General features: G+C 46.5%; 15 protein-coding genes. 12 read left to right on the forward strand and 3 right to left on the reverse strand.

Features of this window, described 5'->3' with window-relative positions:
* Positions 1-38 precede the first annotated feature (38 nt).
* The 7 genes from QUA01_RS21795 to QUA01_RS21825 all read left to right on the forward strand — a co-directional run bounded on the left by QUA01_RS21795 (position 39) and on the right by QUA01_RS21825 (position 8,074).
* The gene (locus QUA01_RS21795; protein WP_333092706.1) at positions 39-1,166 is read left to right on the forward strand and encodes a type II secretion system F family protein; all 1,128 of its coding nucleotides are present in this window, start codon (positions 39-41) and stop codon (positions 1,164-1,166) included.
* Positions 1,167-1,262: 96 nt separating this feature from the next.
* Positions 1,263-1,877 (forward strand): hypothetical protein, encoded by a 615-nt coding sequence (locus QUA01_RS21800; protein WP_333092705.1) that lies wholly within the window; start codon positions 1,263-1,265, stop codon positions 1,875-1,877.
* 114 nt (positions 1,878-1,991) lie between these two features.
* Positions 1,992-2,882 (forward strand): AraC family transcriptional regulator, encoded by an 891-nt coding sequence (locus tag QUA01_RS21805; protein WP_333092704.1) that lies wholly within the window; start codon positions 1,992-1,994, stop codon positions 2,880-2,882.
* A 235-nt stretch (positions 2,883-3,117) separates the two neighbouring features.
* Positions 3,118-4,068, forward strand: a complete 951-nt coding sequence (locus QUA01_RS21810) for an alpha/beta hydrolase (RefSeq protein ID WP_333092703.1) — start codon at positions 3,118-3,120, stop codon at positions 4,066-4,068.
* Positions 4,069-4,110: 42 nt separating this feature from the next.
* Positions 4,111-4,761, forward strand: a complete 651-nt coding sequence (locus QUA01_RS21815) for an NAD(P)-dependent oxidoreductase (protein WP_333092702.1) — start codon at positions 4,111-4,113, stop codon at positions 4,759-4,761.
* A gap of 405 nt (positions 4,762-5,166) precedes the next feature.
* Positions 5,167-6,825 carry an ABC transporter substrate-binding protein gene (locus QUA01_RS21820; protein ID WP_333092701.1) on the forward strand — a complete coding sequence of 553 codons (1,659 nt, stop codon included), beginning with the start codon at positions 5,167-5,169 and terminating at the stop codon, positions 6,823-6,825.
* A gap of 238 nt (positions 6,826-7,063) precedes the next feature.
* Positions 7,064-8,074, forward strand: a complete 1,011-nt coding sequence (locus QUA01_RS21825) for an ABC transporter permease (RefSeq protein WP_333092700.1) — start codon at positions 7,064-7,066, stop codon at positions 8,072-8,074.
* Between the two features lie 106 nt (positions 8,075-8,180).
* Here QUA01_RS21825 and QUA01_RS21830 read toward each other — a convergent pair whose 3' ends face one another.
* Together QUA01_RS21830 and QUA01_RS21835 are read right to left on the reverse strand one after the other, a co-directional pair.
* Entirely contained in the window at positions 8,181-8,609 is a 429-nt protein-coding gene (locus tag QUA01_RS21830) for a hypothetical protein (RefSeq protein WP_333092699.1), read from the reverse strand.
* 142 nt (positions 8,610-8,751) lie between these two features.
* Positions 8,752-8,889: a hypothetical protein gene (locus QUA01_RS21835; RefSeq protein ID WP_333092698.1), complete on the reverse strand. Its 138-nt coding sequence runs from the start codon at positions 8,887-8,889 to the stop codon at positions 8,752-8,754.
* 158 nt (positions 8,890-9,047) lie between these two features.
* On the opposite strand from QUA01_RS21835, the gene QUA01_RS21840 reads away from it, so the two are divergent.
* The 4 genes from QUA01_RS21840 (at position 9,048) to QUA01_RS21855 (ending at position 16,051) form a co-directional block, all read left to right on the forward strand.
* Positions 9,048-10,916 (forward strand): efflux RND transporter periplasmic adaptor subunit, encoded by a 1,869-nt coding sequence (locus QUA01_RS21840; protein ID WP_333092697.1) that lies wholly within the window; start codon positions 9,048-9,050, stop codon positions 10,914-10,916.
* 332 nt (positions 10,917-11,248) lie between these two features.
* On the forward strand, positions 11,249-12,466 hold the full coding sequence (locus tag QUA01_RS21845) for an ABC transporter permease (protein WP_333092696.1): 1,218 nt from the start codon (positions 11,249-11,251) through the stop codon (positions 12,464-12,466).
* Positions 12,467-12,768: 302 nt separating this feature from the next.
* Complete coding sequence (locus tag QUA01_RS21850; protein ID WP_333092695.1) at positions 12,769-13,989, forward strand: ABC transporter permease; 1,221 nt, start codon at positions 12,769-12,771, stop codon at positions 13,987-13,989.
* A gap of 334 nt (positions 13,990-14,323) precedes the next feature.
* Positions 14,324-16,051, forward strand: a complete 1,728-nt coding sequence (locus QUA01_RS21855; RefSeq protein ID WP_333092694.1) for a chemotaxis protein CheB — start codon at positions 14,324-14,326, stop codon at positions 16,049-16,051.
* A gap of 168 nt (positions 16,052-16,219) precedes the next feature.
* Here QUA01_RS21855 and QUA01_RS21860 read toward each other — a convergent pair whose 3' ends face one another.
* Positions 16,220-19,333, reverse strand: coding sequence for a glycerol-3-phosphate acyltransferase (locus tag QUA01_RS21860; protein WP_333092693.1), 3,114 nt, complete (start codon positions 19,331-19,333; stop codon positions 16,220-16,222).
* A 135-nt stretch (positions 19,334-19,468) separates the two neighbouring features.
* On the opposite strand from QUA01_RS21860, the gene psb35 reads away from it, so the two are divergent.
* Complete coding sequence (psb35, locus tag QUA01_RS21865) at positions 19,469-19,663, forward strand: photosystem II assembly protein Psb35 (RefSeq protein WP_333092692.1); 195 nt, start codon at positions 19,469-19,471, stop codon at positions 19,661-19,663.
* Positions 19,664-19,736: the final 73 nt, after the last annotated feature.

Consider the following 19,736-nt stretch of genomic DNA (forward strand, 5'->3'; position numbering starts at 1 on the left):
CTGACAACTAATTTTTAATAAATTTTCAGAGGTGAGCTGTGGCTACCAACGTTGTCCGAGAAAAACCGAAAGGTAGTTTTGATTTCAGTGCGATTCAGGAGCAAATCGAGTATAACCTTACCAGTCTTACTGTTAAGGATATGGCTATTTTTGCTCGTCAGTTTGCGGCTATGTTTAATGCCGGAGTGGCGATCGTGAGATGCCTTTCCGTGCTGCACGAGCAGTGTTCTAATGCGAAGTTGAAGCGGGCGCTCAGGAGCATGAATGCTGACGTGCAGGAGGGGATAAACTTGGCAGAGGCGATGGCGAAGTTTCCTGATGTTTTTGACCAACTGTTTATCAGTATGGTGGCGGCCGGAGAGGTCGGCGGTGTGCTGGATGAAACCCTAGACCGTCTGGCGCTGATGATGGAAAAAAATCACAAAACGGAGGCTGAAATTAATTCGGCGATGTCTTATCCGAAGACTGTGTTCTCCATCGCGATCGTGATTTTTTTCGCAATGACTATATTCTTGCTACCAACTTTCGCTAAAATCTTTAAGGATATTGGTGCAGATTTGCCGGGTTTTACGCTATTTATGTTGGCAATTAGTGCATTTTGTACGGCTTGGCCTCCGATCCAACAGATAACAGTTATTGGGGTGATTATAGCGCTAAAATTTGCCTTCGATATGTACTACAAAACTCCAATGGGCCACCTGCAAATCGATCGGATTGCGATGAAGTTACCTATTTTTGGAGATTTGATCGAAAAATCTGCTGTGGCTCGGTTTTGCGTGATATTTGGGTCGCTGACGCGATCGGGCGTGCCGATTCTCAATTCGCTGGAAATTGTGCGAGATGTGGCGGGAAACCAGGCGATATCTAATGCGATCGAATATGCGAGACAGGAAATTCAAAGCGGCGGCATGATCAGTATTGCTTTGCAAGAACAGCAAGTTTTCCCGTCTTTGGCTATTCAAATGATGGCAATTGGTGAGGAAACTGGGGAACTTGACAAGATGCTGATGAAAGTTGGCGCTTTCTACGAAACGGAAGTTGAAGAAGCAGTAAAAGGACTTACCAGTATGCTAGAACCTCTGATGATTGTTGTCGTCGGTGGTATCGTAGGTTCGATTTTGCTGTCGATGTATCTGCCGATGTTCGCAGTGTTTCAGAAGCTGTAAAAAATAGTCAGCAGTTAGTTGGCGGTTGTCAGTTGACTGTTAACTGTTAACTGTTAACTGTTAACTGTTGACTAATTACTTATTACTTAATTTAAAATGTCTGTTAAACAATCACATTACGAGGTCTTACTAGCAGAGTACAGCGAATCTTCTGCCGCGATCGCCCTGCTGAAAAAATATCGGGTTTACATGGAAATGATTCCGAGTATCCGCCGGGCCAACGAAAGTTTAATAAGCATTCCTTTGCCCATTGCGCGCTTGCGGGACGGGGTTTCCTATGCGGGAAGCGGGGGGACTAGCATATCGCCCGGACAGGCGGTTTGTTTGCCGTGCGACTTGGTGATTTTGATGTGCGATCCCGAGTGGAAAGTGAAAATTGGAGTGGAAATTTTGATTTTCATTCATCGTCCAAGCGAGGATTTTTCTGCTTTGTTGGGTCGCTGGCGGCAGTCTCAGGTTTGGCTGGATAAAGGTTACGAATGGGTGATGCCGCACCGCTACAGACATATTTTCAGTGATGAAGCTGAGGCGGTTCATCCGCTATTTGTGTTGTTTGAGGAAACGCCCGATCGCATTCAACGCGGTTTGATGGCAGCCGGTTTGCCGTTTGTGGTTGAAAGTTTTGATTTGGCGGTTGATGAAGCAGAGGATGAAGAGTTTCTGGGTAGGGGAGAATTGGGGAGTCTGGGTGAAGAGAGTTATGAGTTGTAGGCTTGTGGTGCGATCGCCTATAGCAATCCTATTTCTTGAAGTAAACTAAATTTTTTTTCAACGAACCGCAGAGGGCCCTCTTGGCGCAGAGAAAGAGAAAAGAGAGAAATATTGATGTTTGCAAATCCCGAATCGGATTGTTATATGCCGATATTTAAAGATGGTTTGCGTGCCGAACGCACAGTTTATGCTCCACCGGGAGAGCGAATTGCCGACCCTGGAATAGCAGACCACTGCCTCAGCCTCCACATTGCGAATCCAGGTAATTTAGAACGGCGTTTAGAACGGCGGCTAGACGGCGGGAAGTTGATTGAGCGGCTAACATTGCCTGGTTTATTCACTTTTGTACCTGCTTTTCGAGAACCTGAGTGGTTTTGGGATTCTGCTGTTGAAATATTAGATATCTATTTGCCGGCTGCGGTGTTAGAACGGATTGCGATTGAAAGTTGCGTTAGCGGATCTTGCGGAAGAAATCGCGCCCCTCAAACAATCGAATTAATTGATCGCTTCGCCATTAGCGACCCGCTTCTAGAACAGCTTGCTCTTACCCTCAGCGCGGAAGTGGAGCGCAGCGGAGATTATTGCGATCGCCTTTATGTGGAATCTGTGCAAACTTTGCTAGCAGTGCATCTGCTGCGACATCACTGTACAGTAAAAATTACCAATTCTCCTAAATTAGGAAAACTATCTCCATCCAAATTGCAGCAGATTCTGGATTACATTCAAGATAATCTCGATCGCGATATAGGTTTGGCAGAACTGGCGATCGTTGTGCAGATGAGTTCTCATCACTTTGGAAAACTCTTTAAACAAAGTACAGGACTCTCTCCCCATCAATATGTATTGCAGTGCCGCATTGAGCGAGCAAAAAAAATGCTCTCTAATCCAAAATTCACCCTTGTTGATATTAGTCAATCTGTCGGTTTTTGCGATCAAAGCCACTTTACTAATGTTTTTCGCAGCTATACCAGTCTGACTCCGCGACAGTATCGCCATCAGTTGTGAGGCGAAGCCAGTATCGCCAGATTTTGCAATTTATCGGGAGAATTTACAAGATTTGCCTGGTGCAATTGACTTATGCTGCTTTTTAGGCAGAAACCTACAGGTTAAAGCGATGTTTGCAGTTCAAGTAAACCGATCGAATGCTTCACGCAGAAAGTTAATAAAAGCGGGTGCAGCCGGAGTCAGTGGCTTCTTGCTGAGCCTGATACCTAGAGCGAGCCGCGCCCAATAGGAAAATATGCAAAATACAGACATAGAATCAGCTCGCGGTTCCTACAAAAAGGAGCGCGTTACCTTTAACAGCAACGGTGCTGAATTGGTGGGAAATCTATATATTCCCACCAATCTTTCCAAACCAGCCCCAGCCCTGCCGATTCTAGGCCCAGTAGCGTTTGTCAAAGAACAATCGCCTGTCCAATATGCTACCCGCATGGCTTCATCGGGTTTTGTAACGCTGGCATTTGACCCGTCTTTTCACGGGGAAAGCGGCGGTGAACCCCGCCGCTATGAAAGTCCGCAAGCCAAAGTTTCTGATGTGAAATCCGCAGTTAGTTATTTGCTCAGCCGCCCAGAAGTAGATAAAAATAGAGTGTATTTGCTGGGTATATGCCAAGGTGTAAATTGGACTATTCAGGCAGCAGTAGAGGACACTAGAATTAAGGCATTAGCCGTGGTGGCGGGTCATTATCTCACCAGAGAAACGATTGATGAATACAGCGGCGGCGAGGATAAAACTCGGGAACGAATTGAACGGGGTTGTCAAGCAAAAACTAAATATGAAACAACAGGCGAAGTTGATTATATTCCGATTGTGAGCTTGAGCGACCCTCATGCTTTGCTGCTGCCAAAACCGATTTATCAGTGGTACATTCGCTGGGCTGAGCGCGGCCCTGCTTGGGATTTTTTGGGCAAATGGGAAAACCGAGTGGCTGCGATGAGCGAAGCCGAATTGTGGACTTATCGGGTTGATGAAACTGTTGAAAAATTGAATTTGCCACTGTTAATGGTACACGCTGACAGAGCCGCGAGCGGTTCAGTTTTGCCTAAAAAGTTATTTGAGCTGATTGCAGCTACAGATAAGCATCTGGTTTGGTTGGGTGATCGAGTGCAGTTTCAATTTTATGAAGAGCCTGAAACGATCGATTTAGCAGTTAGCAATGTTTGTGAATGGTTTAATCGCCATATATGAGAGAAATTCAGCAGTTTAAGCTAGCAAAACAGGAGATTTTTAATGAAACTGGCATTATTTGGTGCAAATGGCATGGCTGGGAGTCGCATTGTTTCTGAAGCATTGATGCGGGGACATGATGTAACCGCGATCGTCCGGGATGCGTCGCGTTTTTCTATCTCGGGCGATCGCCTAACCGTGGTTGTGGGTAATGTTCTAGATGCTGCTAATGTTGCTGAAATTGTCAGAGGACACGATGCCGTTATCAGCGCCGCCGGGCCCGGTGCTGCTACTGCTAATAACCCGATTTTAGCTAAAGACATTGTAACAGTAGCTTATTCCTTGATTGACGGCTTATCTCGTGCCGACGTTAATCGCTTAATTGTAGTTGGCGGTGCAGGTAGTCTCGAAATAACTCCGGGGATTCAACTTGTCGATACTCCTGATTTTCCAGAACAGTATCGTGCAGCATCCCTTGCTCATCGGGAGGCATTTGCTGTTTACAAAACTGCTGATTTGGATTGGACTTTTATCAGTCCAGCCGCAGAATTTGAAGGCGGTAAACGGACTGGTAAATTTCGGTTGGGAAGCGATATGTTAGTTGTGGACGAACAGGGTAAAAGCCGGATTTCGGCTGAGGATTTTGCGATCGCCCTGCTGGATGAAGTTGAGCGGCCTCAGTTTATTCGCAAGCGCATGACTGTTGCCTATTGAGTGGCGGCGCGGCGGGTTTATAAATATCCGAACCCGCCGCACAGGATTTATGTTTATTGACGCGAACTTGATTTTAGCTGTTAGCGGACAAATTGGGGTCTGATTTCGGCAGCAGTGAATTAACCGTGAATGCCTTTTTTGTGCAGCATTGCATCGGTTTTGAGATAGCATGGCAGCAAACCTTTGCTGCGATGGTTGTTGCGTTGCCTAAAGTAAAGGTGCGAGTTGAGATTTTGACCTCGAACATGATATCATAAGCGTGTTCGATTTGGTTTGTTAATTAGATTGGATTTTATTAATAGAAAATTGACTAAATAAACCGCAGAGATCGCAGAGGGGAGAGAAAGAGCAGTTTAGAATTTTATTTATAGGAGTATAATTTGCTATTAAACGGAAGTTATTGAGATGAGATTGTTAAAATCCTGGCGTTTAGTTTTATTAGGTTTATTTTTTGGGATGGCTGTAATTCTATCAAATTGCAGCACTACTTCAGACACGGTTAGCAATAATTCTCCCACTGGGCCAACTCCCGCCGCCGTTCCACCGGGTGCTTTAGTTTACGGTGCGGGCGGGCCGCCGGTCAATCTGGAACCGGGAAATATTACGGATGGTAATTCGGTGATTGCGATCGACCAAATTTACAATCGCTTGACTGATTTTAAACCGGGAACTGTGGAACTCGAACCGAGTCTCGCTACGGAATGGTCGAGTTCCACGGATGGTAAAACTTGGACTTTTAAATTGCGATCGGGGGTAAAGTTTCACGACGGGACGGATTTTGATGCGGACGCTGTTAAGTTTAATGTCGATCGCTGGTGGGATGCCAAAAATCCTGACGGTTATCGAGAGGCGGGGAAAACTTATCAAATTTGGAAAGACTTTTTTGCAGGATTTAAGGGTGATAAAGATTCCCTGGTAAAAGATGTTACCGTTGTTAATAAATCTACGATTAAGTTTGTTTTAAATCGACCTTTTGCGGCTTTTCCCTCGGCGATTGGGTCGGGTTATTTTGGGATGGCGAGTCCGGCGGCGGTGAAAAAAGCGGGGGCTAAATATGGCACTCCGGGGTCGCTGGCGGTGGGTACGGGGCCTTTTGTGTTTAAAGAATGGATCTCGGGCGATCGCATCATCTTAGAGAAAAATCCTAATTATTGGAAACCAGGAACGCCAAAAGTTAATCAATTGGTAATTCGGTTTGTTGACGATCCGGCGGCGAGACTGGCTCAATTGAGGGCCGGTCAACTTGATTTTACTGTGGATTTAACACCGGATCAATTGAAAGAGGTACAGGCGGATGCTAATTTAGAAACTGTTTTGCGTCCTTCTTTTAATGTGGGTTATTTAGCGTTAAATCCGAGTTACGCGCCTTTGTCGAAACCGGAGGTGCGGCGGGCGATCGCGCAAACAATCAACAAGGAAGCCATAGTCAAAGCTTTCTGGGGAGAACTCGGAAAACACGACTCGCAATTTGTTCCGCCTGCGGTGAATTTGGCGCAGTCAGACAAAGTTAAAGATTACGAATTTAACCCGCAGCAAGCTAAAGCAATGCTGGCGAAAGCCGGTTATCCGAACGGTTTTGATTTGGATTTGTGGTATATGCCGGTCAGCCGTCCCTATTTTCCCACGCCGAAGCCGATTGCTGAAGCTTTGGCGGCGGATTTGAGCGCGATCGGGATTCGGGTAAAGTTGCTAACAAAAGATTGGTCTGCTTATTTAGCCGATCGGCTAAAACCTCCCGGATTTCAAGCTTTTATGATGGGCTGGACAGGAGATTACGGCGATCCAGACAATTTCTATTATCCTCACTTCGGGCCGGGTTCGACGGCGGATTTGGGAAATTGGAAAAATCCGAAAGTTCTGGAACTTTTGGATCGGGGAAGGGCGAGTGGGGATAAAGCAGTTAGGGCGAAAATTTATGCGGAAGTTAGCGAGATTTTGCATGGGGAAGCTGTGCGTTTGCCGATCGTACATTCCCAGCCGCTTTTAGGGAAACGCAAGAATATTCAAGGTTGGATTCCGAGTCCTTTGGGCTCCGAGTCTTTTGAGGATGTGAGCAAGTCTTGAGAATTCCTGCATAGATCAGACGGCGGTTGAAACCGCGCCTACACAAACACTCACGCGACGGGAGCGGGTTGAAGAAAAGAACCCAGATAAAAATGCCATAAAACAGGATATTATCAGCAGACGGCGGTTGAAACCGCGCCTACACAGACAAAACCCGCCGACGCGGGTTGAACAAAAGAACCCAGATAAAAATGCCACAAAACAGGATATTATCAGTCGCGAATTACTACTTATAAAAATGTTTAAATATATTGTTAAACGTTTGCTGGGAATATTACCGGTTCTGTTAGGAATCACTCTGCTAGTATTTGCTTTTTTGCACCTGATACCGGGAGACCCGGCGACGGTGCTTTTGGGAGAACGCGGAACTCCCGAACAGGTGGAAATATTGAAGGCGAGATTGGGTTTAAATCAGCCTTTGCCTTTGCAATATCTGGCTTTTTTAGGGAGTTTGCTCCGCTTTGATTTAGGAAATAGCATTATTAGCGGTATTCCAATAATTGATGAAATTAAAATTCGCTGGTCTGCTACTTTTGAACTGTCTGTGGTGGCGATGTTGCTGGCTCTTTTGCTGGGAATTCCGGCGGGGATTTTGGCTGCGGTTCGGAAAAATAGCTGGCTGGATAATCTGACGATGAGCGGTTCTTTGATTGGGGTATCTTTGCCAGTATATTGGTTGGGATTGATGTTGATTTATTTGTTTGCTGTTTATCTGAAATGGCTGCCCCCAAGCGGGCGGATGAGTGTGGATTTGGGGTTTGGTTTTAAGTCGATTACGGGTGTTTATGTTGTTGATTCTTTGCTGAGGTGGGATTTGGCGGCTTTGCGGGATGCGATCGCCCATCTCATCCTTCCAGCCTTGACTTTAGGAACTATCCCCCTAGCAATTATCGCTCGCATCACCCGTGCTGCTATGCTGGAAGTGATGCAGCAAGATTACATCCGCACGGCGAGGGCGAAGGGTTTGCCGGAATTTTGGGTAATTTTGAGACACGCTTTGAAAAATGCGTTTTTGCCGATCGTCACAACTATTGGTTTGCAGTTTGGGACGCTTTTAGGCGGCGCGATTCTGACAGAAACGATTTTCTCCTGGCCGGGAATTGGTTCTTGGATTTACAGCGGTATTCTGGCGCGGGATTACCCAATTGTTCAAGGTGGAGTAATTTTTGTATCTGTGACTTTTGTATTGATTAATCTGGCGGTTGATATTTCCTATGCTTTTTTTGATCCGAGAATTCAGTACCGTTAATTAGAGAAAATAACAATCCTGAAAGTATTTTTCAACCTCTCTCTTTGCCTTTCTTTCTCTGCGTCCTCTGCGCCTCTACGGTTCAAAAAAAAATCTTATTCATCAATCAGAAACGATTAATAGATCCAATAGAAAACGCTTGTTTAACATCCGGCCGCAGCAAGTAGTAAATGCTAGCTGCTGCAAAACCCAAAGTTAAAAAATTGACTGCTGCACCTGCGCTGCCAAACAGTTTGGCAATTTGCGCCAAAATGGCGATGACATGAATAATTAATGTTCCCGTCCAAGCCCAAGTTTTGAGTTGAAACAAACCCCATGCTAAGACTAGGGAAATAATTCCGATAATTATAGCGATCGCAGCAAAGATTGCAATGAAGCCGCCGATTACTGTGCCAACTTTTGCACCGCCGACGGCCGCACCGAGACCGCCAAAAATGCCGGCAAATAGCAAGATGAACAAGCCGTCAAGGATACTGAATATCCCGCTAATTAGCTGCAAAATTGCCAGAATTGTAACGCTTTGAGGACGATTCATTTTTTGTGTTTTCCATTTTTAAGGGATTTGCCAAATATTTTAACTTGTGGCGGGTACGGGGCAGATATATATTCAGGATTTAAGCTTTGCGATCGCGAAACCGGGTTTATGAGAAGAGTCTTCATATTGTGCCGTCACGAGCTTAACACTGCCCGATCGCCCTGGGATTGCTGTGGCGCAACCAAGCGCTCGATCGCACCTCGAAGAAAGCCTTCCCATAGACTGAGTTTGGCGCGAGGGAAGTTTGGGGCCACATCTTGAGACTGAAAAAGCTTAACATTTTTTAATAAGCTGCAATAATTAGCTATAATTGTTTACAGGTGCTGGTTGGGGAACTTTTTTTAAATCACCCGATCGGATGAGTCTGAAAGACGATGCCGAGCATCAGAAAAAATTTTACCTTAAAGGTAATCCTGAGATTAAATTAGGTGAGTCGGTATGATCGTTAGCCCCAAAAAGGAAACTGCTCAGGTCAAGGTGGAAGATACTCAGATTGCAGACACCAAGGCCGCAGAGACTAAAATTGCAGATAATAAAACCGCCCAAAAGCAGTCTCCGAAAAAACAGGCCCCGAAGATGCGGCGGTGGGCGATCGGTTTGGTGGCAGCCGGGTTGCTAGCTGTACCGACTACCTTATATATAGCAAAAATTCGATCGCAGCCGAAAGTAGATGCGATCGCCACAATGACAGTGCCGGTGGAAGCCCAAAACCTCACGGTGCGGATCACATCGAGCGGCACGGTGCAGCCCGTACAGCGCGTGAATCTCAGCCCCAAAGGCTCCGGGCGCATCGCAGAATTATTTGTCGAACAGGGCGATAAAGTCGAAGCAGGACAAATCGTGGCGCGGATGGAAAGCCGCGATGTAGAAGCTCAACTGGCTCAAGCTAAAGCCCGCGAAGCCAGCGTGCAAGCCAAACTAGCCAAAATCGAAGCCGGGAATCGATCGGAAGACATCGCCAGCGCCCGCGCGCGCTTAGATCAAGCCGAGGCGACTCTGGCTCAACTCCAAGCCGGCAGCCGCGTCGAAGAAGTAAACCAAGGGCGAGCTCGTTTAGCCCAAGCTCAAGCTAATTTGCAGCAACTGCGAGCAGGTAGCCGCATCGAAGAAGTAGGCCAAGGGCGAGCTCGTTTAGCCCAAGCTCAAGCTCGCTTAGCAGATGCTCAAACCGGCAGTGTTAAACAAGAAATTGCCCAAGCACAAACGCAAATTGAATCGAGTAAAGCCCAAGCCGAACTAACAGCTAAGCGGGTGGAACGTAACCGCCCGTTAGTGCAAGAAGGCGCTCTTGCTAAAGATAAACTGGATGAATTAATCAAAGAAGATCGCACTGCTCAAGCTAAATTAACAGAATCCCAAAAACGCCTGCAACAACTGCAAGAAAGTCGGCAGTCGCAAATTAAGCAACTGCAAGCTGCTGTCGATGTCGAGCAGCAAGCATTAAAACAGTTGCAAAACGGTACGCGATCGGAAGGAATTGCCAAAGGCGAAGCAGAAGTTGCCGAAGCAAAAAGCAAATTAACGCAACTAGAAAACGGCAACCGTCCAGAAGAAATCGCTAAAGCCGAAGCAGGAGTTGCTGAAGCAAAAAGCCAATTGGCCGCCCAAGAAAACGGTGCTCGCCCCGAAGAAATAGCTGCCGCTAAAGCTGATTTAGCCGAAGCTCAGGCTCAAGTCCGTTTTCAAGAAGTGCAGTTAGAAGATACGAAAGTTCGCGCTCCTTTTGCGGGAATTATTACCCAAAGATACGCCATTCAAGGAGCTTTTGTAACTCCGGCAACTTCGGCATCGGAAGCTACTTCGGCTACTTCGACATCGATTGTCGCTTTGGCTAGAGATGTGGAGGTTTTGGCGAAAGTCCCGGAAGCAGATATTAGTCAAATTAAACCTGGTCAAATAGTTGAAATAGTGGCTGATGCTTATCCCGATAAAGTGTTTAAAGGCCGCGTTAAGTTAATTGCGCCGGAAGCTGTTAAGGAACGGGATGTGACGCTGTTTCAAGTGCGAGTTGCGATCGACTCTGGCAAGGATTTCTTGCAGTCGGGTATGAATGTAGATTTGAGATTTGTCGGTCAAAAGCTGAGCAATGCTTTAGTTGTGCCGACGGTGGCTATTGTGACTAATAAAGGTCAAACTGGTGTGCTAGTTCCCGATGAGAAGCAGCAGCCGAAGTTTATGCCTGTGACGGTTGGATCGACTATTGGTAACAAGATTCAGATTTTGGAGGGTGCCAAGGCGGGGGATCGGGTGTTTACTGAACTTCCTGCTGGTAAAAAGTTGGAGGATATTATCAAGAATCAGAAGTAGTCATTAGTCATTAGTCATTAGTCATTAGTTTGTAGGGTGTGCACTGCGCACCGGTTGACTTTGTAGCCCACCGAAGCGTTTTCATTTTGAACCTAAGCTCATTCCAGGCAATTTTCCTTGCTTTAATTATGACTAATCCGAACGTGAAATAGCGGTTTAATGCTTCTTATGTGCTTCAGATTTAACACATTGACTTTCTTTGATATTGTGCACCCAAGATGATTAGGTCGTCAGTCCTGATTTCCTGAAATTTAGTCAGCCGGTGCTTATTGCTTATCCGATCAACTTAACCGGTGCGCAGTGCGCACCCTACAAACTACTAAAATCGAATTATGGATATTGTTGAAAGTGTCAAAATGGCTGTCACAACTTTGACGGCAAACAAACTCCGCAGCAGCTTGACGATGTTAGGAATTATTATTGGTAATGCCTCTGTAATTTCGATGATTGGTATCGGCGAAGGAGCTCAGACGTTTATTGCGGGACAAGTTAACTCTCTGGGTTCAAACTTGCTATTTATCATTCCCGGAAGTCCTGAAGCCCAAAGTCGTCCGGTGATTCCGCCTCAGACTTTGGTGTTGGAAGATGCAGAGGCGATCGCATCTCAAGTTCCTTCTGTCCAAGAAGTTTCACCAACTCTAAATGATAGTCAACTCGTTACTTACCGCAATAAAAACGTCTCATCTTCCATTGTCGGAACCAACCCAGAATTTCTGACAGTCAGAAGCTTTGATGTTGCCAAAGGTAGATTTTTAAGCAAATTAGATTTAGAAAGACAAGAAAATGTAGTTGCTTTAGGTTCAGAAGCTGCCGAACAATTGTTTGGCAATACACAGCCGATCGGTCAATATATACGCATCAAAAATTCGACTTTTCAAGTGATTGGTGTCATGCAGTCAAAGGGTTCGAGTTTTGGCGACAATCAAGATATGAATGTTTATTTGCCGCTGACAACGATGGCAAACCGCATTGTCGGCCGCTCGTCTCCCTACGGGACAAAGGTAACATTTATTTCGGTTTCAATCAAGGATGAGAGTTTGATGCGGGCGGCACAGTTTCAAATAGAAAATCTGCTCAGATTGCGCCACAATATTACTAAAGAGGATGATTTTACTGTCCGAAATCAGAAAGATTTAATGAAGACTTTGGGCAGCATTACTGGTGCTTTGACTCTGATGTTGGCTTTTGTGGCGGCAATTTCGCTGTTTGTGGGCGGCATCGGGATTATGAATATTATGCTGGTTTCTGTGACGGAACGCACGAAGGAAATTGGACTGAGAAAGGCGATCGGTGCTTCGGGGCAGGATATCTTGATTCAGTTTATGATTGAGGCTGTGATTTTGTCGGCGGCTGGTGGTGCGATCGGCACTGGATTCGGTATCGGCGGTGTGCTTTTGGTGTCTGCTTTTACTCCTTTGCAAGCTAGCGTGTCTCCAGTGGCGATCGCCCTTGCGGTTGGCGTTTCTGGCAGCATTGGCTTATTTTTCGGCATCGTACCAGCAAAACAAGCTGCTAAATTAGACCCGATTGTGGCATTGAGAAGTGCTTAATTAGTCAGTAGTCAGTAGTCAGTAGTCAGTAGTCAGTAGTCAGTAGTCAGTAGTCAGTAGTCAGTAGTCATCAGTCATTAGTCAGTAGTCATTAGTCATTAGTCATTAGTCATTAGTCATTAGTCATTAGTCATTAGTCATTAGTCATCAGTCATTGGTTATTTGTGGGTTTCAATTACAATGCCCGATGCCCGATGCCCGATGCCCGATGCCCGATGCCCGATGCCCAATAACAAATAACAAATAACAAATAACAAATAACAAATAACAAATAACAAATAACAAACAACAAATAACAAAGTATGAATTTTATTGAAAGCGTCAAAATGGCCGGTCAAACACTGGTAGCAAACAAAACTCGCAGCAGTTTAACGATGATTGGAATGATTGTCGGAAATGCTTCGGTAATTGCGATGATTGGAATTGGAGAGGGAGCACAAAAATTTGTAGCAGGACAAGTTCAATCCCTGGGTACAAATGTATTGATCGTGAGGCCGGGAGTGCCCAATGCTAGGCGAAGTTCGATCGCCAGCGCGCCTCAAACATTGATAGTAGAAGATGCTAAGGCGATCGCCTCTCAAGTCCCTTCGGTGCAAGGTGTTTCAGCAGAACTCAACAGTTCTGAACTCGTTCGCTACGGTAACAAAAATGTTTCGTCTCTCATTTTTGGCACAATTCCAGAATTTCTCACTGTCAGAAATTTTGAAATGGCTAAAGGGCGATTTTTGACCGAACTCGATGTCAGACAAAACAATCAAGTTGTAGTGCTCGGTTCAGAATTGGCCGAGAAACTGTTTGACAATGCTAACCCCCTCGGCGAACAAGTGCGAGTCAAAAATGTCAGCATGAAAGTAATTGGAGTATTTGCGCCCAAAGGTACATCTTTTGGTACGAATTATGATAACTCGGCTGTTGTGCCGATCGCCACAATGGCCAACCGCATTGTCGGGCGGAAATCTCCCTACGGTTTAGCTGTCACCTCGCTGTTTATTTCTATTCAAGATGAGTCGAAAATGGACGCGGCTCAATTTCAGGTAGAAAACTTGCTGAGACTGCGGCACAAGATTTCCACAGAAGATGACTTTACTGTCAGAAATCAGAAAGATTTAATGGCGACAATGGACTCGATTTCCGGGGCCCTGACACTGATGTTAACTGCTGTTGCTAGCATTTCTCTGTTGGTAGGCGGCATTGGAATTATGAACATTATGCTGGTGTCTGTGAGCGAGCGGACTCAAGAAATCGGGCTCAGAAAGGCGATCGGGGCTTCCCAACAAGATATCCTGTTTCAATTTATTGTCGAAGCTGTATTTTTATCCGCGGCCGGAGGGATAGTAGGTACTTGCGTAGGTGTCGGCGGTATCTTGCTTGTAGGTAATTTCACGCCCCTGCAAGCTGGCATTTCACCTGTGGCGATCGCCCTTGCTGTCAGCGTATCCGGCACTGTAGGTCTGTTCTTCGGCGTTGTCCCGGCGCGTCAGGCATCCAAACTCGACCCGATCGCAGCATTGAGAAGTGCTTAACAAATAATCGCGCATATATATCTACTTAAGTAAATACCGAAATAATTACTACTATTTTACACTTTTATTCTCACCATGTAGATAACTTAAAACATTATTAAGATCGGCAGTAAGATGGTAAATAATTAGAACAAATTAGGTATGTTTGCGTACAAAAAATTCCAAAAATTTATAAAAATCAGTTAAACATTAAAGATTTCATAAAGTTGAAGTCAGGGTATTTACGTAGTAAGGGCAAATTATAATAATATAAATCAGAAGCACACAGACGCTAGCATTAATCCGTACTGTGAGTATTTGCTATTATTTAACCAACAATATCCCATAAATACCAATGGTTTCTCTTACCGGTACGGCGAAATTCGACTTCCTCGAAGGAACTTCAGAACCAGACAGAATTAACGGCTTGGATGGCAACGACATAATTTACGCCAACAGCGGAGACGACTTTCTCGAAGGAGGTTCAGGTAAAGACAAAATCTGCGGTGACTCCGGCAACGATACGATTTTAGGCGGTGCAGACGACGACATCCTCTGGGGAGGCAAAGGCAGCGACCTAATTGTGGGCGACTCCGGCAACGATACCATTTACGCGGGCGCAGGCAGCGATACCGTGACCGGCGGCTCCGGCGATGACATCTTTGTTATTGCTAAAGATAGCGGCGGCCCAACTTTAGCCACGGCCGACTACATCACCGACTTCGGCAGCGGCAGCGACAAAATTCAATTGCTAGACGGCCTGGCATTTGAAGACTTAAACATCCAGCAAGGCACAGACGCTAACAGCAACAGTACCGTAATTCAAGACAAACTCACGGGCGAATATTTAGCAGTATTGCCAGGAGTCAACAGCAGCACGATCGACCGATCCAACTTCACAGCTCAACTATCGGGAAACCCCGTCAGAGATTGGAACGCAATCCTCCTAGAATCAGTGCGGACAAACGATACCAATCCTCCGGCAGCCGCCCGCAACATGGCAATCATGCACGCAGCCATTTACGACTCGGTAAACTCGATTAGCAAAAAATACAGCCCTTACCGCGTCAGCATAGATGCACCAGCAGGCACATCAGAAGAAGCTGCTACAGTAGCAGCAGCCCACCGCGCCTTAGTCAACCTTTACCCAGGACAAGCAGGTAAATTCGACGCAGCATTGCAATTATCTTTAGCAAAAATTCCTGACGGCAAAGCCAAAACAGACGGCATCGCCCTCGGACAAGAAGTTGCCGACCAAATTATCAGTTGGCGCAGTACAGACGGCGCGGACAAAACAGTCACGTACCAGGGCAAAACAGACCCCGGCAGTTGGATACCGACTCCCGCAGGTTTCGCAGCACCGCTAGCGCCCCAGTGGCCGGATGTGACTCCCTTTGCGATGACTAGCGGTTCCCAGTTCCGCCCGCCCGGTCCCCCCGCCCTCGACAGCGCCAAGTATGCAGAGGAGCTCAATTTCGTTAAAGAATTTGGCAAAGTTGACAGTCTGACGCGGACACCAGACCAAACAGCCCTCGCCGAATTCTGGGCTGACATCGGTGGGACGTTTACTCCCCCCGGCCACTGGAACCAAATCGCCCAAGAAGCATCGGCTATCGCAGGCACATCTTTGGAAGATAGCGCCCGCTTGTTCGCCTTGCTAAATATTGCTGTGGCAGATGCAGGTATTAGCTGCTGGGATGCCAAGTATACTTATAACTTCTGGCGACCCCTCACAGCTATTGTGCAAGCTGACAGAGACAACAATCCCAACACCACAGCCGACCCAGACTGGAAGCCACAGTGGGAAAATCCGCCCTTCCCGGAGTATGCGTCAGGCCACAGTACCTTTAGCGGTGCAGCCGATGCGGTTCTGAGCTCTGTATTGGGATCGGATTTTGGGTTTGGTGATCGGGGAAACAACTCTGGTTACGCTTTGCGAAGCTTTGAAAACTTCGACCAAGCAGCCGATGAATCGGGGATGAGCCGCGTTTACGGAGGGATTCATTTCATGAGTGCTAACAAGGACGGTTTAAGCGCGGGTAGAAGTTTGGGGAACTATGTTGTGCAGAATTTCTTAGTTTAGGAAAGAGGCAATTTGAGAGCGGTTTGTAGTGCGGATATCTTGCAGGATTGTGAATAAACGGCTTTTTTATCTGTCGGGGCGCATTTACTAGATTATGGGTTTTAGGCAATTATTTTTGGCAAAACCTGCCCGTACCGCAGGCATGAGTTTTTAGATTTTTTGTTTCGTTTATTCGAGCAATTCCACAGTGCCGAGATATCCGTCTACCCGCACTTTTTGACCGTCTCGCAGGCGAGTTGTAGCTTCTGCAATATTCATAACTGCCGGAATTTTGTACTCGCGAGCGATAATTGCTCCGTGAGACAATTGGCCGCCAACTTCAGATATAATTGCTGTTGCTCCTAATAGCAGCGGTGCCCAACCTGCATCGGTGTAGGGGACTACAACGATCGCACTTTCTCCTAAATCTGTGGTGGCGGTGCGGCAAATCTTGATAAAACCTTCGACGCAGCCGATACTTGCGGGGATTCCCTGCATAATGCCAGTTGCAGATGTTGCTGAGTCGATCGACCTTTGCCGAGAATTTGGCAGCAAATTGCCGTAGACTACAGCAGGAATCGGGCGATCGCGATCGGTTAACAGGCGATCGCGCCTTTGGCTAATGGTATCCTGAAAACCAACACTCGCGCCGCTGCGAATCCACTGCTGAATCTCCCCAAATTCCAGATAAAAAATATCCCCAGCTTCCGCAAATACTTCCATTACCAATCCGCAAGCCTCAATCTCCAAAAAAGTCCAGCGCAAATCAGCCAACAACCGGGCGTAAACTTGGCTAATTTCATTTTTGACTGTAGTTCTTTCCTGACATTTATCCAATCGCCATTTTTGCCAAAAACTCAAACCCAACTTTCGACTTTCATCTAAATTAGTTACAGCAGATTTTTGAGCCATAGTTACAATTAACTTTTGGTAAATTTCCGGTTGTTCGCGCCAAGTAGCAACAGCGATATCCGTCCCCACTTCGCTCAAATATCCGTAAGTATCAATCCACTCTGCAAACTCCGCTTGCAGCGCCGAACTTTCAGCAAACATCTGCGTTAGTTGTGCCGTTGAAATAGTCTCGTTTGACTGCGAAATCGCAGCTTGTCGCAACTTTTTTGCCAACTGCTGCAAAGCCCGCACCGAAGCAATTTCCGGTGCATTACCATTGTCCAACCATTCATCGGGAACGCGAAAAATTGCCTTGCGAATAGCCAGCCCGATCGGCCCTAAGATATTGTAATAAGTAATCGGTTTCAGCCACTCCTGAATTTGCTCTGCTCTCGCCAATAACTCCGACAAATATTCATAATTAGCACTTGCCAATTTCTCTCCCTCTTCCCTCTTCCCTCTTCCCTCTTCCCTCTTCCCTCTTCCTTCTTCCGACGGACTTACATCCGTTACATCCGTTACATCCGTTACATCCGTTACATCCGTTACATCCGTTACATCCGTTACATAATCCGTTGCCGAACTTCCTTCTTCCCTCTTCCCTCTTCCTTCTTCCTTCTTCCCTCTTCCTTCTTCCTTCAAAAGACTTTGCAGCGCGGGGATAAAAACAGAAGTGCGATCGCCCTCAAAATCTGCATTTAGCGCCCTCTCCCGCTGCACCAAACGCCACAAACCGGGCAAAGAAGGCAAAATCTTCCCCAAAGGCGGTTTACCCATCTTCTGCCCTCTGAGCAAAAATTCCAAACCCTGCTCCGGCAATCCCATCATCCGAAAAATTTCGCCCAACAAAGTCGCATTAAAATAGGCGTGAGAACCCAGCAAAGTTGCTGTTTCATTAAAATTTAGATGGGCAGCTCTTTCCCCTAAAACCACCTGAAAAATCTCTCCCCAAACCCCACAAGTCAGCGGCCGATTAATCGACCAAGTTAGCGGGCGAATTGCACCGGGAATCACTTCTGCCGCAATAGTCCGCGTCCAAATTGGCTGCAAATTAGTAATCGGGCGGCTTTGCAAAATCCAAACTTTTTCCCCGTCCCAACTCCACTCAATATCCTGCGGGATGCCGTGAAAAAAAGCTTCGATGGCTTGCGCTTGTTTCACTAATTCTGATACAATAGATTCATCAATAATTGAACTAAATTCTAGGGTTCTTAACTTTTCTTCTAAAGTTTCAGGTTGGCTAAAATCAACTTCCAAATGAACCGGAGTAACTTGCCCGCCAACAACAGATGCAGCACCTGCAGGCAAAGCTTCAATAATGATTTGGGAACCGCCATCTAAAGGATTGCGGCTGAACATAACTCCGGCAATTTTGCTTTCAATATAAGGCTGAATCAATACAGCCATTTGTGTATCTGGCAGTTGTCGCTGGCGGCGGTAAGCCACAGCTTCGGAAGTCCAATAAGACTGGCGGCAGCAATTAATGCCGTCGAGCAATTCTGCTTCAGTCAAAACAGGCCCGATGGTTTGATATTGTCCGGCGGCGGAACTAAAATCGCCATCTTCTCCCGCAGCAGAAGAGCGCACAATCATTCGATTTTGGATTTTGGATTTTAGATTTTGGATTAAAGGATCGGAAATTGACAATTCATCACTATTTCCTCGATGCCCGATGCCCGATGCCCGATGCCCGATGCCCGCTTCTTGTGATAATATCCAACCATTAGGTACATTAAAACCAGCGCGTTTTAGCTGAGACAACTTAGCAGCTTTATCGCCGCAGATTGCAGCATCCAGCGAGTCATCTAGAGAAAACAATTGTTCCGATTTAGATAAAGCCATATCATCACCCTGACGGATATTAATCGCTGCTAACAACAAAGCTAATCCGGCTGCTGCTAAAAATTCGGGCAAAGATTGTCGCCACACCCAAACCCAAATTGGCGTGCACAGACAGCCGCAGCGGGAAGCAAAGAGTCTCGCCCGATCGCCCTTACCCCACCACTGCCCTGCCAAACCCCACACCAGCAGCCCCCAGATGCCCGACGACACAGCCACCGGCGGCGAAAATACCAAAAGACCCCAAACGGCATTAGTGACACCTCCACCTCCGGCGATCGCGTACCGGGCAGCGACTAGAGGAATCAACAGGGCGATCGCAATTTCCGGCGCATCCGGGAAGCAAAATCTGCCCGCCAAAACCGGCAAAATACCACGCCCAACTTCCGCCAACACCGCAGCAATCCCCGCCAACTTCCCGCCGTGAATGAAAGCAGCCGAAACACCAACATTCCCCGTGCCCAACCGCCTCAAATCACCGCCGCCCAACAGTCGTACCGCCCAGCTAGTAAGCGGCAAAGCACCGAGGGCAAAACTGGCAGCTAACACCAATGCCATTGTCAACAGCGCCATAAACCAGCCCTCAAATTCCCATGTCTAAGTATTATGGCTGCAATGCACTCACTTTTTCAGCCTTCAGATATATTGCGCGATCGCCCAAAGCACATAAAATGATAAAGAAGTAAAGTAAATAAGGATTTTAACCTAATGGTAGAAAGCAACCTAATTATTCCCATCTCAGTTCTTGGTGTTGGATTTGTGGCTGCGGTTAGTATCGGCTCCATTGCGTGGTACAACTCCAAGCGTCCCCCCGGCTGGGAATCCAAAGAACGGCCTGATTTTGTTCCGAAAGTTGATAAAGATGATTTAATTGCGGATGCTTCTGGGACAAAAGGTAAGTAAAATCTAATTTTTTGAGAATAGGAAAAGATTTCCAAGGACTTGTGCATAAATGAAAAAACTTTGTGATTGCCAG

This window comes from Microcoleus sp. S36a_B3, from assembly GCF_036700745.1.
Lineage (GTDB): Bacteria > Cyanobacteriota > Cyanobacteriia > Cyanobacteriales > Microcoleaceae > Microcoleus.

What these genes read in the sequence shown, in the direction of transcription:
- QUA01_RS21800 (WP_333092705.1), top strand. Translation starts at nt 1,263, where the DNA reads ATGTCTGTTAAACAATCACATTACGAGGTCTTACTAGCAGAGTACAGC.
- QUA01_RS21805 (WP_333092704.1), top strand. Translation starts at nt 1,992, where the DNA reads ATGTTTGCAAATCCCGAATCGGATTGTTATATGCCGATATTTAAAGAT.
- QUA01_RS21810 (WP_333092703.1), top strand. Translation starts at nt 3,118, where the DNA reads ATGCAAAATACAGACATAGAATCAGCTCGCGGTTCCTACAAAAAGGAG.
- QUA01_RS21815 (WP_333092702.1), top strand. Translation starts at nt 4,111, where the DNA reads ATGAAACTGGCATTATTTGGTGCAAATGGCATGGCTGGGAGTCGCATT.
- QUA01_RS21820 (WP_333092701.1), top strand. Translation starts at nt 5,167, where the DNA reads ATGAGATTGTTAAAATCCTGGCGTTTAGTTTTATTAGGTTTATTTTTT.
- QUA01_RS21825 (WP_333092700.1), top strand. Translation starts at nt 7,064, where the DNA reads ATGTTTAAATATATTGTTAAACGTTTGCTGGGAATATTACCGGTTCTG.
- QUA01_RS21830 (WP_333092699.1), bottom strand. Translation starts at nt 8,609, where the DNA reads ATGAATCGTCCTCAAAGCGTTACAATTCTGGCAATTTTGCAGCTAATT.
- QUA01_RS21835 (WP_333092698.1), bottom strand. Translation starts at nt 8,889, where the DNA reads ATGTTAAGCTTTTTCAGTCTCAAGATGTGGCCCCAAACTTCCCTCGCG.
- QUA01_RS21840 (WP_333092697.1), top strand. Translation starts at nt 9,048, where the DNA reads ATGATCGTTAGCCCCAAAAAGGAAACTGCTCAGGTCAAGGTGGAAGAT.
- QUA01_RS21845 (WP_333092696.1), top strand. Translation starts at nt 11,249, where the DNA reads ATGGATATTGTTGAAAGTGTCAAAATGGCTGTCACAACTTTGACGGCA.
- QUA01_RS21850 (WP_333092695.1), top strand. Translation starts at nt 12,769, where the DNA reads ATGAATTTTATTGAAAGCGTCAAAATGGCCGGTCAAACACTGGTAGCA.
- QUA01_RS21855 (WP_333092694.1), top strand. Translation starts at nt 14,324, where the DNA reads ATGGTTTCTCTTACCGGTACGGCGAAATTCGACTTCCTCGAAGGAACT.
- QUA01_RS21860 (WP_333092693.1), bottom strand. Translation starts at nt 19,333, where the DNA reads ATGGCGCTGTTGACAATGGCATTGGTGTTAGCTGCCAGTTTTGCCCTC.
- psb35 (WP_333092692.1), top strand. Translation starts at nt 19,469, where the DNA reads ATGGTAGAAAGCAACCTAATTATTCCCATCTCAGTTCTTGGTGTTGGA.